Annotated in this window: 12 protein-coding genes and 1 tRNA gene; 2 read left to right on the top strand and 11 right to left on the bottom strand. The window is 72.9% G+C overall.

All coding sequences use genetic code 11. The annotated features are described in order from the left end of the window. Positions 1 to 42: 42 nt before the first annotated feature. Positions 43 to 807 carry a DUF6882 domain-containing protein gene (locus H9652_RS04730; RefSeq protein ID WP_191795131.1) on the bottom strand — a complete coding sequence of 255 codons (765 nt, stop codon included), beginning with the start codon at positions 805 to 807 and terminating at the stop codon, positions 43 to 45. Between the two features lie 106 nt (positions 808 to 913). Further along, entirely contained in the window at positions 914 to 1,351 is a 438-nt protein-coding gene (locus H9652_RS20210; RefSeq protein WP_191795130.1) for a helix-turn-helix domain-containing protein, read from the bottom strand. Between the two features lie 155 nt (positions 1,352 to 1,506). Between H9652_RS20210 and H9652_RS04720 the strand changes: the two genes are divergently transcribed. Next, a complete protein-coding gene (locus tag H9652_RS04720; RefSeq protein WP_191795128.1) occupies positions 1,507 to 1,902 on the top strand; it encodes a VOC family protein in 396 nt (131 codons plus the stop codon). Between the two features lie 16 nt (positions 1,903 to 1,918). On the opposite strand, the gene H9652_RS04715 is transcribed toward H9652_RS04720, so the two are convergent. From H9652_RS04715 to H9652_RS04695, 5 genes are all read right to left on the bottom strand, one after another. After that, a tRNA-Leu gene (locus H9652_RS04715) sits at positions 1,919 to 1,992 on the bottom strand. 93 nt (positions 1,993 to 2,085) lie between these two features. Next, positions 2,086 to 2,943 carry an oxygenase MpaB family protein gene (locus tag H9652_RS04710; protein ID WP_191795126.1) on the bottom strand — a complete coding sequence of 286 codons (858 nt, stop codon included), beginning with the start codon at positions 2,941 to 2,943 and terminating at the stop codon, positions 2,086 to 2,088. A gap of 162 nt (positions 2,944 to 3,105) precedes the next feature. Continuing rightward, positions 3,106 to 4,665, bottom strand: coding sequence for an NAD(P)/FAD-dependent oxidoreductase (locus H9652_RS04705; protein ID WP_191795124.1), 1,560 nt, complete (start codon positions 4,663 to 4,665; stop codon positions 3,106 to 3,108). Positions 4,666 to 4,840: 175 nt separating this feature from the next. Further along, positions 4,841 to 5,446, bottom strand: coding sequence for a hypothetical protein (locus tag H9652_RS04700; protein ID WP_191795122.1), 606 nt, complete (start codon positions 5,444 to 5,446; stop codon positions 4,841 to 4,843). 333 nt (positions 5,447 to 5,779) lie between these two features. Continuing rightward, on the bottom strand, positions 5,780 to 6,112 hold the full coding sequence (locus H9652_RS04695; RefSeq protein ID WP_138823190.1) for a PadR family transcriptional regulator: 333 nt from the start codon (positions 6,110 to 6,112) through the stop codon (positions 5,780 to 5,782). A 280-nt stretch (positions 6,113 to 6,392) separates the two neighbouring features. On the opposite strand from H9652_RS04695, the gene H9652_RS04690 reads away from it, so the two are divergent. Next, on the top strand, positions 6,393 to 7,295 hold the full coding sequence (locus H9652_RS04690) for an endonuclease domain-containing protein (RefSeq protein WP_191795120.1): 903 nt from the start codon (positions 6,393 to 6,395) through the stop codon (positions 7,293 to 7,295). A 58-nt stretch (positions 7,296 to 7,353) separates the two neighbouring features. Here H9652_RS04690 and H9652_RS04685 read toward each other — a convergent pair whose 3' ends face one another. From H9652_RS04685 to eno, 4 genes are all read right to left on the bottom strand, one after another. Further along, positions 7,354 to 8,307, bottom strand: coding sequence for a Ppx/GppA phosphatase family protein (locus H9652_RS04685; protein WP_191795118.1), 954 nt, complete (start codon positions 8,305 to 8,307; stop codon positions 7,354 to 7,356). 114 nt (positions 8,308 to 8,421) lie between these two features. Then, the gene (locus H9652_RS04680; protein ID WP_225227738.1) at positions 8,422 to 8,877 is read right to left on the bottom strand and encodes a DUF501 domain-containing protein; all 456 of its coding nucleotides are present in this window, start codon (positions 8,875 to 8,877) and stop codon (positions 8,422 to 8,424) included. A 360-nt stretch (positions 8,878 to 9,237) separates the two neighbouring features. Next, a complete protein-coding gene (locus tag H9652_RS04675) occupies positions 9,238 to 10,149 on the bottom strand; it encodes an FtsB family cell division protein (protein WP_191795116.1) in 912 nt (303 codons plus the stop codon). Positions 10,150 to 10,369: 220 nt separating this feature from the next. After that, positions 10,370 to 11,650, bottom strand: a complete 1,281-nt coding sequence (gene eno / locus H9652_RS04670) for a phosphopyruvate hydratase (protein WP_191795114.1) — start codon at positions 11,648 to 11,650, stop codon at positions 10,370 to 10,372. Positions 11,651 to 11,770: the final 120 nt, after the last annotated feature.

Genomic DNA, 11,770 nt, shown 5'->3' with positions numbered 1-11,770 from the left:
CCCCCCCCCCGCCGCCGCTCACCTCCCGTACCCGGGTGCGCCCTACTTCTTGCGGCCGAACCAGCCGCGGCGCTCGGGCTGCTCAGGCGCGGGCGGCGGCGCAGGGACCGGCTCCGGCGCGGCCGCGAGCGACACCGACAGGTCCCTCAGGCGACCGCGCTCGTCGAACGACACGGTCACCTCGCCGTCGCTCGCGCCCACGAGCGCGGTCTGCTCGTCCTGCCACCGGATGTCGAGCCCGCGCAGGACCGCGTAGGCCCGCACGGCCCGGCGGTGGTCGGCCACGGCCGTGCTGCCGATCCCCTCCGGGACCACGCGCGCGACCCGCGCGACCGTCGCGGGCGGCAGCTCGAACCGTGGGTGCGTCACGAGGAACCACGCGCACGTGCCACCGCCCGTCGGACCCGCGAAGTGCGTGAAGTGCCCCGTCACGGCCTTGGCCGCGAGCGCGAGCCGGTACGGGACGGCGTCCGTCAGGAGGATCTCCGGCGTGCTCAGCTCGAAGATGCCGCCCGTCACCCCCCGCTGGTGGACGTGCTCGGCCGCCGCGACGACACCCTCCGGGAAGTGGTTCACGTTGTGCCAGCCCCACAGCCAGCTCTGCGTCGCGGGTGCTGCCGTCCCCAGGAAGTGCGCCCCGCACACGAGCGGGATCTCGCTGTGGAACGTCAGCGTGCCCGCCTCGAGGTCCGCGTCCCACGCCGACTCGCCGCCCAGGTCGGCGAAGTGCGCCTGGTGCTCGGCGGACAGGATCACGGCGCGGTCGACGAGGTCCTGGAGGGTGGGCGCCGGGTTCGTCTGCGACATCCTGACAGCACACCACCGACGGGCGCGCGGCGCGCGGCGAAACGGACAGATCGCCGCCGTGAGCGCAGGGATTCACCCTGGGCGGAACCCAGGGCCGACCGGCCGCTCAGGCAGCGAGCAGCAGGACCGTCGTCGTGGGCGTACCGCTGGTCACGGAGCGGGCCGGTGGAGCGGACCGCCGCGGCGACGCGGCGAGCGCATGCAGCTCGCGCACGGCCCGCGGCTGCGCCGAGCGGCTGCGGCGCTCGGCGCCCGCCCGGCGGTTCGCCTCTGCGTCGAACTCGTCCTGGCTGCGCGCGAGGAGGTCCACCACCCGCAGGCCGAGCGCACGACAGATCGCGGCCAGGACCTCGGACGACGCCTCCTTGCGACCGCGCTCGACCTCCGAGAGGTACGCCGTCGAGACCTGCGCCGCGAGGGCGACGTCGAGGAGCGTGCGCGCCTGCTCGGTGCGCTCGGCACGCAGGATCCCGCCGACGACGTGCCGCAGCAACGGCTCGGCGGTCCGGCGCTCGAAGAGCACCACCTGGCCTGCGGCTGCCATCGCGTGCTCCCTCGTCGCGGGTCGTGGGGCGCGGGTGCGCCGGCCCCTCAAACTAGCGCCGCCCGCGCCCACGGACGCCAGCGGAAGAGGCTCGTCTGCTGCTGGCGTAACGTGGGAACGGCTCCGAGGAGACCTTCGCGAGAGGCGGCCCACCGATGTTCCGCACGCTCTTCCCCATCCTCACCACGACCGACCTCGACCGGTCGCTCGTCTTCTACCGCGACCTCCTGCGCGGCACCGTGACGTACCAGTTCCCCGACGACGGCCCACCCGTCTACGTCTCGGTCGCCGTGGGCGACGCGTCGCTCGGGATCGGGGTCGACCGCGAGAGCCCCGACGTCGGGCACACGCACCTGTGGGTCACGGTCGACGACTGCGACCAGGCCGTCTCCCACCTGGCCGCAGCCGGGGTCGTCGTGGTGTCGCCGCCCGCCGACCAGCCGTGGGGCGAACGCGTCGCCCGCGTGCTCGACCCCGACGGGAACCAGGTGTCGCTCGGGCAGGAAGCAGCCGAGGACCCGGAGCCGGACGGGCCGACGGGGTTGTCGTAGGGCCCCCACGTCGCGGTGCCCCCACTGGGACTCGAACCCAGACTGCGCCGATTTTAAGTCGGATGCCTCTGCCGATTGGGCTATGGGGGCCGGGGGTGAGGATATCCCGGCCGAGGTCGGGCCGACAGGCGGGACCAGGATGCCGGTCCCTGTCTTCGACGCTCTGGGTAGTGCCCCGGGCCCCTACCGCGACCCCGCCAGCGCCCAGCGGATCGCCTTCGTGACCGTCCGACCGCCGGCCCGCACCAGCACCGACTCGCCCCGCATCGGCCACCGCACCGGGATCATGCGCCGCGACCACGGCGGCAGCGACGCGACCGAGGCCGCCCCCAACGCCGCGTACGGGCCCCGGGCGAGGAACGGGAGAGGCGGCTCGGACAGCAGGAAGCGAGCGACGTCGTCGGACTCGGTGGTCCTCGCGAGCTGCGGGCGGAACTCCTCGAAAGCCCTCGCCAGCTCGGCACGCGACCGCGGCGGGTCCACCGCCCCGAGCCGGTGCGCGATCGTCGCGGCCTGGGCCAGGTACTCGTCGCAGCCCGCGGCGTCGAGCGGTCGCTCGCCGTAGCGCTGGTGCGCGGCGAGGAAGCTGTCGGCCTCGGCGACGTGGACCCAGCGCAGCAGCCAGGGGTCGTCGGCCGCGTACGGGCGCCCGTCGGAGGCCGTGCCGCGCACGCGGACGTGCACCGAACGGACGACGTCGATCGCCCGCTGCGCGTGCTCGACCGTGCCGAAGGTGGTGACCGCGAGGAACGTGCTCGTGCGGGCCAGGCGCCCCCACGGGTCGCCGCGGTACCCCGAGTGGGCCGCGACCGCAGCCATCGCGAGCGGGTGCAACGACTGGAGCAGCAGGGCGCGCAGGCCGCCGACGAACATCGACGCGTCGCCGTGCACGCGCGCGATCGCGGAGTCGGGCGCGAACCAGCGCGGACCCGGGGTGTCGTGGATGCGGGACCGCTCGGCGGGGCCGTCGGGGCCCGCGACGCGCTCGAACAGGGCTCGGCCCGCCCGGGACCGCAGGTCGTCGACCACGCGAGTGCTCATCCGTCCATTGTGCGCCGCGGAGGATTCACGTGAAACGGGTGGTCGTCACGGGGTGCCCTCTCGCGGGTCACGCCACGTCGGCCCCGCCGCGAACAGCAGAACGCCGTGCGGGCGGCCCCGTCGGGGACCGCCCTCACGGCGTGCACAGAGCTGCGATCAGGCTCAGGCCTTGGTCGCGGCCTTCTTGGTCGTCTTCTTGGCAGGACCGTGGTTCGCGTCGGCGCCCGCGGCCTCAGCCGGAGCAGCCTTGTCGGCACCGTCCTCGGCACCACCGTGCTCGGCCTCGGCGGCCGAGGACACGGCCTCCTGCTTGACCTTCTCGCCCGCTGCGGCCGGCGGCACGGACGCCTGGCGGAACTCCGCGCGCGGGTCGTGCAGCGAACCGAGCGAGATGATCTCGCGGCCCATCAGGAACTGGCCCATCCAGCCGATCGCGATGCGGATCTTGCGGTTGCCCGTGGGCATCGCCATCACGTGGTAGCTGCGGTGCATGGCCCAGGCGAGGAAGCCCTTGAGCTTGAAGATGCCGAACAGCTCCGCGACACCCTTGTACAGGCCGAGCGAGGCGACCGTACCGACGCTCTTGTGCTTGTACTCGACGGGCTCGTCGCTGTGCAGGATCGCGACCAGGTTGTCGGCGAGGCGCGTGGCCTCACGGATCGCGTGCTGCGCGTTCGGCGGGCAGAACTTGCCGGGGTTCAGCAGGTCCGGGACGGCGGCGCAGTCGCCCGCGGCCCAGGCGTCGGGGACGACGTTGCCGTCCTCGTCCGCGACCTGGAGCGTCGGGAGCACGATGACGCGGCCGAGCTTGTCGACGGGCAGGTCCGAGCTCTCCTTGAGGACCGGGTTCGCCTTGACGCCCGCGGTCCACACGATGGTGTCGGTGTCGAACTCGACGCCCGTCGAGGTCACGACGTGGCCGTCGACGCACGACGACAGGAACGTGTTGAGGTGGAACTCGATGCCGCGCTTCTTGAGCTCCTCGAGCGCGTACTGGCCCATGGGCTCGGAGACCTCGGGCAGGATGCGCCCGGAGCCCTCGATCATCACGAAGCGCAGGTCCTCGGGCTCGATCGTCGGGTAGTTGCGGGCCGCGTAGCGCGCCATGTCCTCGATCTCGGCGATCGCCTCCATGCCGGCGAAGCCGCCGCCGATGAACGCGAACGTGAGCATGCGCTTGCGCAGGTCCTGGTCCCAGGTGGACGACGCGACGTCCATCCGGTTGATGACGTGGTTGCGGACCGCGATGGCCTCTTCGACGTTCTTGAAGCCGATCGCGTTCTCCGCCAGGCCCGGGATGGGCAGCGTGCGCGAGACCGAGCCGAGGCCGACGATCAGGTGGTCGTAGGAGACCGAGTAGTCGTCACCCTCCTCGGGGCGGATCGTGATGCTGCGGCCGGCGTGGTTGATCTCCACGACCTTGCCCTGCAGCACGTCGACGCCCTTGAGGGCGCGACGGTGAGGGGCGACGACGTCGCGTGCGTCGATCGAGCCCGCGGCGGCTTCCGGCAGGAAGGGCGCGTACGTCATGTACGGGCGCGGGTCGACGACCACGATGGCCGCTTCGCGCTTGCCGAGCTTCTTGCGGAGGCGGCGAGCCGAGTAGAGACCGACAGAGCCGCCACCCAGGACGATGATGCGGGGAACCTTGCGGGGACGCGGCGACGCAGCGCTGTCCGCGTTCTGGGCAGGGGCGACCGAGGTCTGGTCATTCAGAGGCATGAAACCAGAGTATTACTGTCTTCAACTTCTTGGTGAAAATCTGTCCGATTGGTGGGCGTGACAACCTTCACAAGCGCCCCGTAGGTCGCCTTTTTGGGGTGTTCCTGCGGTTTGGGAGGTGCTGGACCCGAGGGGGGCCGGGGCGCCTGGCCCCCCTCGGGTCTGGGAGAAACGGTCAGCCGCCCGACGGCGCAGCTCCCGTCGAGGCCTCGAGCACCGGCGTCGCGGTGGCCGGGGAGGGCGTCCCCGGGACGCGCGCGGAGGGTGCGGTCGTGCCGTCGACCGCCTGGTCCGCGGGTGGCTCGTCGCCCGTCGGAGCCTGCGGGGTGGTCGGCGCCCCGGGGCCGGCCGGGGCCGTTCCTGCGTCCGGTGCCGCGTCGGGCGCGGGAGCCGGCGTGCCGCCGGTCGTCGAGGGCACCAGGAGCGGCTGCGCCTGGAGGAAGGGCGACGGCATGGACCGCGGCTGCTCGCCCTCGAGCGGGACGGGACGCTCGGAGCCGTCCCACTCGACCGCATCCTCGGGCAGACCGCGCAACGGGTAGACGTTCCAGCGCTCGCGACCGTCGGTCGAGAACGACGGCTGGAAGTACCACCCCTGCTCGACGTCCGGCAGCGTCCAGGGCTGCGTGGCGCCCTCGGCCGTGATGGTCCGGACGGGGCGCCCCTGGTCGTCGAAGATCTGGACGTCCTGGAGGGCACGGCCGCTCGCGTCGTACACGAACAGGTTGCTGACCGGCGAGCCGTCGACGAACACACCGCTCCCGGACCCGCCCGCGCTCACGCCGCTCGCGCCGTAGCCGTTCGAGGCATCGCTGACGCCCTGCTTCCAGGCCCGCGGCCGACCGGAGCTCGGCGGCGTACTCGCCGGCCGGACCGAAGCGCGCGGCGACGTCGAGGAGGGCGGTCGCACCGCCGTCGGGCACCTTGCTTCCCTGCGGGAGGGGGCGCAGCGTGCCCGGCATGTCGGCGAGCGCCTCCGCGAGGTCCGCCTCGAGGCCGTCGGTGAGGTCGTCGACCTGCTCGGGCGAGAGGTCGGCGAGGTGTGCGCGGACGTCCGCGGCGTAGCGGCGGACCTGGTCGAGGATCACGGCCTCGGGGCTCAGGGTCGTGGACATCACGCAGCTCCTTCCGAGGTCATGAGGAGGCCGGTCAGCGTGCCGGAGAACTCCTGCCACTCCTTGCGCTGGGTGTCGAGCATGGCCCGGCCCTGAGCGTTGATGCCGTAGTACTTGCGGTGCGGGCCCTCGTCCGAGGGGACGACGTAGCTCGTGAGCATCCCGCCCGCGTACAGGCGGCGCAGCGTGCCGTAGACCGACGCGTCGCCGACCTCCTGGAGGCCTGCGGCCCGCAGGCGTCGCACGACGTCGTAGCCGTACCCGTCCTCGTCCGCGACGACGGCGAGGACCGCCGCGTCGAGGACGCCCTTCAACAGCTGTGTGGTGTCCACCCTGACTCCCTGCTCGCCCTGCTCCTGTGCGCCAGACACTACTACGCAACCCGCACTACCGGCCAGAGTGAGCTACCGCGTGTCGTACCTCTGCCGAGCCGCATCGGCCGAGCGCGTCCGCCGAGAAGTGACCTGACGCCCCTCATGCGTGCGATTCAGGGGCGTGAACTCACTTCTCTGCGGGACACGGCGAGTGTCCACAGGTGCGCCGCAGGCGCCCGTGTCCACAGCTCGCGCGCTTCAGCCCCCGCACCCACTCCCGTCGCGGCACAGTGCCCGCATGCGCACCGACGAGCCCTTCACCCTGGCCGAGGGCCAAGCCTCCGGGCTCTCCCCGAAGGCGCTGCGGCACCGGCGCCTCGCGATCCCGACCCGCGGCCTGCGCGTCGCGGCAGAGCAGGCCGACGCTCTCCCGGTCCGGGCCGCCGCCATCTTGCGATGCGCGCCCACAGGCTCCGCGATCAGTCACGGCAGTGCGCTTCGTCTCCACGGCGTCGACCTTCCCTGGCAGGTCACACGCGATGATCGCGTGCACCTGAGCGTCCCCGGCAGCGCCGTCGTCCCACGTCGCACCGGATACGTGGCCCACACGTACGGCGCCGACCAGCTGCCGGTGCGGCTCCTGAACGGGCTGCTGGTCGTCACCCCCGAGCACGCGTGGCGACAGCTCGCCGGAACCCTGCCTCGCGACGAGCTGATCGTGCTCGGGGACTCGCTGCTGCGTCGCAAGTCCCCTGCCTCGACGCTCGGGCAGCTGCGGGAGACCGTGCGTGGCACGCCGGCTGGTGCACGCGGAGTCGCACGGATGCGGACCGCCCTTGACGACCTCCGCACCGGGACCGACTCGCCCATGGAGACGCGAACCAGGCTCGTGCTCGTCCGCGCGGGCCTGCCGTGCCCGCAGGTCAACGTCCCGGTCCTCGACGAGGACGGCCGTTTTGTCGCCCTGTCGGACATGGTCTACGTCGCCGAGAGAGTCGCGATCGAGTACGACGGCGACGTGCACCGCACCGACGCACGGACCTGGCGCCGGGACGTCGCGAAGAGGCAGTGGCTCGAGGACCTCGGGTGGCGGACCGTGGTGGCGACGGCCGACGACGTCTATCGCCACCCATCGCGTCTCGTGGCGCGCGTTGCCGCCCTGCTCAGGTCACGCGCAGTCCCGGGCCGTGCCGAGAAGTGAGTTCACGCCCCTGATTCGTGCGATTCAGGGGCGTGAACTCACTTCTCGGCGACGACGATCACGCGATAGACAGCGCGATCCCGTCGAGGATGTCGTGCTCGCTCGTCACGACCGACGTGAGCTCGCCGCCCGCGGCCGCGACGTCGTCGCGCACCCGGCGCACGACCTCGGCCCACACGAGCGCGCCCGCCCCGATCACGTCGATCCGGCCCGGGTGCATGAAGCCCAGCGCCTCGCGCTCGGCCCGCGTGCGGCCCAGCAGGTCCTCGCACGCGGCCAGCGTCTGGTCGACCGACAGCACCGCGCCGTCGATCCGGTCGCGGTCGTAGCGCTCGAGACCCAGCGCGTGCGCCGTCACGGTCGTCACGGAACCCGCGAGCCCGACGAGCGTCGCCGCCTTGCCGAGAGGGACCGTGAGCGACGCCGTGTCGAGCGCGGCCCGCACGTCGGCCCGGGCCGCCGCGATCTCCTCGCCGGTCGGCGGGTCCGAGCGCAGGTGGCGCTCGGTCATGCGCACGCAGCCCACGTCCATCGACCACGCGGCCTCCGGGGCGTCGGTGCCCAGCACGAGCTCGGTCGACCCTCCCCCGAGGTCCACGACCACGAACGGGCCGGGGTGGTTCGCCGCGACCACGCCCGTCGCGCCACGGAACGACAGCTCGGCCTCCTCCGTCCCCGAGACGACCTCGGGCTCGACACCCAGGCGGGCCAGGACGCCCTCGACGAACTCGCCGCGGTTCTCCGCGTCACGGGTGGCCGACGTCGCCACGAACCGGGTGCGCGTCGCACCGAGCTCCTCGATCACCCGGGCGTACTCGGCCGCCTGGTCGAGCGTGCGCGCGAGCGCCTCCGGGGCCAGCCGGCCCGTCCGGTCCACTCCCTGACCGAGGCGCACGACCTCCATGCGGCGGTCGAGCTCGGTGAGGACGCCCGTCGTGGGGTCGACGTCGGCGACGAGGAGTCGGATCGAGTTGGTGCCGCAGTCGATCGCGGCGACGCGAGAAGAAGTCATGACATCAAGGGTGCCACCCGTCGCCGCCGCGGCGGGCGCGGACGCCGCCCGTGGACGGTCGGCGTCACGAGGGTCACACCGCGACGGCCGCGAGCCCGCCCGCGGGGCGACGGCTCAGCAGGTGCAGCGGTTCGCGCGCCACGACCCCGAGATCATCACGAGCGCCTCGTCACCCAGCGGGTTCACGCCCGGTCCGGCCGCGAGCGCGTGGCCCACGAGGACGTGCAGGCACTTGACGCGCACGGGCATGCCGCCCGCGGAGATGCCCGCGATCTCCTCGACGTGCCCGAGCGACTCGCGCGCCGCGAGGTAGTGCTCGTGCGCGCGGGCGTAGGCGGCGGCGAGGTCCTCGTCCTGGGTCAGGCGCTCCGACATCTCCTTCATCACGCCGTTCGCCTCGAGCGTCGAGGCGCCCGCGACCGCCCCCGGGCTCGTCAGGTAGTACGTCGTGGGGAACGGGGTGCCGTCCGGCAGGCGCGGCGCGGTGTGCACCACGAGGGGGCGACCGCACACGCAGCGCGCCGCGATCCCGACGACGCCGCGGGCCGGGCGGCCGAGCTGCTCGTGCAGGACCTCGAGATCCTCCGGCGTGACCTCGGGGCGCGAACGGTCCGCCTCCGGGACGGCCGGGGCGTCGGCGCTGCGCGCGGGACCACGGTCGGTCACCGGTGCCGCGTCACGGGCTGCGGCGTCGGCTGCGCCATCGCGGTCCGCGGAGTCCGGGGAGGAGGGGGTCGAGTCGTTCACGAGAGTTTCCGTTCTGCGGCGTGCGGTGCTGGTCCGGCGCCGGGAGCCGGCGCCCACCCATTGTCCCCGGTCGAGCGCCCGGATCGGCAATCGGTCCTCCGAGGGGCTCTCCGAGGACGCTGAGGCCGTGACGACCCGAGCGAGGGCGTGGTGCGGGCTCGCCGGGCGGGTGCGGCGGGGGACCTACGGCGTCGGGGCGTCCGTGGCCGGGGGCTCGTCGCCCCCCGGGTCGGCCGGTGCGTCGCCGGGAGCAGGCTGCTCCCCGGCAAGCTGTACCGACCGCCAGAGAGAGGTGTACCAGGGTGCGCCGTCGTTCCCCTCGACGCCGACCGGCCCCTCGGTGACCTTCCGGCCCGTCTCGGGGTCGAGGTCGTCGACGACGATCTCCGGGTCGATGACCCGCCACGCGCGTTCGCCCGGCATCACGTAGCTCAGCCGGTCGCGCGCCTGCGCGATCACGTACGCGTCGTCGTCCCAGCGCCCGAGCTGGACCTGGAGGTCCTCGCGCTCGGCCTCGGCCGCCGCGACCTCGGCACGCAGGGCGCGCAGCTCGCCCGTCTGGTTCACGTAGGCGCGCAGGGTCGGCAGCAGCAGGATGACCGCGAGGAGCACGACGACGGCGATCACCAGCGAACGGACGGTCACCACCTCGGGCAGCAGGAACCCGTTGCGGCTGCGCCGGCGGTCCGCGAGCGCCGGGGCCCGCGTCGAGGTGCTCGGTCGCGGGGTTCGCGGCGTCGAGGACGCCCGGGAGGTCGAGGCGGTGGACCGTCCGCCCGTGCCCGACCCTGCCGCCGAGGTGCTCGAGGGCTTGCGCGGCGCCGCAGGCTTGCGCCCCGCGCCGGTCGCCGGGCTCGAGGCCTTGGCAGCGCTCGCGTCCTTCGACGCCCCCTTCGAGGGACCGGCCTTCGGGGTGCCCGAGCCGGCCCCGGACCTGCCGGACGTGCCCGCGTCCGAGCGCGATGTCGTCGGGCCGGAGGCGCCCCGTGCGCGGCTGGTCGACGAACGACCGTCCCCGCGCGATCCTCCCCCGCTGCGTCCGCCCCCAGGGCGCGGCGAGGCGCCGGGCGTGGACGGGCGACGGTTCGTGGGCATGGAGCCGATTGTGCCGCCCCGCGCCGCTGGTCGGGCGCAGGGTCCACGGCGTGCCGGGGCAACGTGGCCGGATCCACACCAAGCGTTCACAACCCCGCGCGTGTCGGGTGCCTGTGGTGGACGCACGGACGCCCGGTGGTTCCGAGGAACCACCGGGCGTCCGGGTGCCGGCGCCGGTCGGACCCGAGGGTCAGACCGTGCTCAGCGGGGATGCGTCAGCTCACGCCTTCCAGCGCGGGAACGCCGAGGCGCCGGCGTAGCGAGCCGCGTCGTCCAGGGCCTCCTCGATGCGCAGGAGCTGGTTGTACTTGTTGATGCGCTCGCCACGGGCGGGAGCACCGGTCTTGATCTGGCCGGCGTTGACCGCGACGGACAGGTCCGCGATCGTCGTGTCCTCGGTCTCGCCCGAGCGGTGCGAGACCATCGCGGTGAAGCCGTTGCGCTGGGCGAGCTCGACGGCGTCGAGCGTCTCCGTGAGCGTGCCGATCTGGTTGAGCTTCACGAGCAGCGAGTTCGCCGACTTGAGCTCGATGCCCTTGGCGAGACGCTCCGGGTTGGTGACGAACAGGTCGTCGCCGACGATCTGGACCTTGTCGCCGACCTCGGCCACGAGCTGCGACCAGGCGCTCCACTCGTCCTCGGACAGCGGGTCCTCGATCGAGACCAGCGGGTAGTCCGCCACGAGCTGCTTGTAGTAGGCGATGATGTCGTCCGAGCTCGTCGCCTTGCCCTCGAACTGGTACGCGCCGTCCTTGAAGAACTCGGTCGCGGCGACGTCGAGCGCGAGGCCCACGTCGACGCCCGGCTTGAAGCCGGCCTGCTCGATCGCGACGAGGATCAGGTCGAGAGCGTCACGGTTGCTCGGCAGGTTGGGGGCGAAGCCACCCTCGTCGCCGAGGCCCGTCGCGAGGCCCTTGCTCTTGAGCACGGACTTCAGGGAGTGGTAGACCTCTGCACCGGTGCGCAGCGCCTCACGGAACGACGTGGCGCCGATCGGGGCGACCATGAACTCCTGGATGTCGACGTTGGAGTCGGCGTGCGACCCACCGTTGAGGATGTTCATCATCGGGACGGGCAGGACGTGCGCGTTCGGGCCACCGACGTAGCGGTACAGGTCCAGGCCCGAGCTCTTCGCGGCAGCCTTCGCGACCGCGAGCGAGACGCCGAGGATGGCGTTCGCGCCGAGCTTGCCCTTGTTCGGCGTGCCGTCGAGCTCGATCAGCGCCTGGTCGATGAGGCGCTGGTCCTCGGCCTCGAAGCCGAGCAGCTCCGGGGCGATCTCGTCGATGACGGCGTTGACCGCACCCTCGACACCCTTGCCCAGGTAGCGGGACTTGTCGCCGTCACGGCGCTCGACGGCCTCGAAAGCGCCGGTCGAGGCGCCCGAGGGGACGCCGGCGCGGGCAAAGGTACCGTCGTCGAGCACGACCTCGACCTCGACGGTGGGGTTTCCGCGCGAGTCGAGAATCTCGCGTGCTCCAACGGCTTCGATGCTTGCCACGGTTGCTCCTTCAGCTGCTTCCAGGTCCGGAGCGCAGGGCAGGCGACGATGGCGGTCGGGCGCGTCCGGGGTTGTCGCAACCCAGCCTAGTGGTCGGGAACACATAGTGCTTCGGACGTC

Origin of the sequence: Oerskovia rustica, assembly GCF_014836555.1 — a bacterium.
Lineage (GTDB): Bacteria > Actinomycetota > Actinomycetes > Actinomycetales > Cellulomonadaceae > Oerskovia > Oerskovia rustica.
Note: the sequence above shows the minus strand (reverse complement) of the source record. Positions and strands in the feature narration are given on the sequence as shown.

Excerpts from the sequence above, each read along its gene's own strand:
- H9652_RS04730 (WP_191795131.1), bottom strand. The coding sequence starts at position 807 with ATGTCGCAGACGAACCCGGCGCCCACCCTCCAGGACCTCGTCGACCGC.
- H9652_RS20210 (WP_191795130.1), bottom strand. The coding sequence starts at position 1,351 with ATGGCAGCCGCAGGCCAGGTGGTGCTCTTCGAGCGCCGGACCGCCGAG.
- H9652_RS04720 (WP_191795128.1), top strand. The coding sequence starts at position 1,507 with ATGTTCCGCACGCTCTTCCCCATCCTCACCACGACCGACCTCGACCGG.
- H9652_RS04710 (WP_191795126.1), bottom strand. The coding sequence starts at position 2,943 with ATGAGCACTCGCGTGGTCGACGACCTGCGGTCCCGGGCGGGCCGAGCC.
- H9652_RS04705 (WP_191795124.1), bottom strand. The coding sequence starts at position 4,665 with ATGCCTCTGAATGACCAGACCTCGGTCGCCCCTGCCCAGAACGCGGAC.
- H9652_RS04690 (WP_191795120.1), top strand. The coding sequence starts at position 6,393 with ATGCGCACCGACGAGCCCTTCACCCTGGCCGAGGGCCAAGCCTCCGGG.
- H9652_RS04685 (WP_191795118.1), bottom strand. The coding sequence starts at position 8,307 with ATGACTTCTTCTCGCGTCGCCGCGATCGACTGCGGCACCAACTCGATC.
- H9652_RS04675 (WP_191795116.1), bottom strand. The coding sequence starts at position 10,149 with ATGCCCACGAACCGTCGCCCGTCCACGCCCGGCGCCTCGCCGCGCCCT.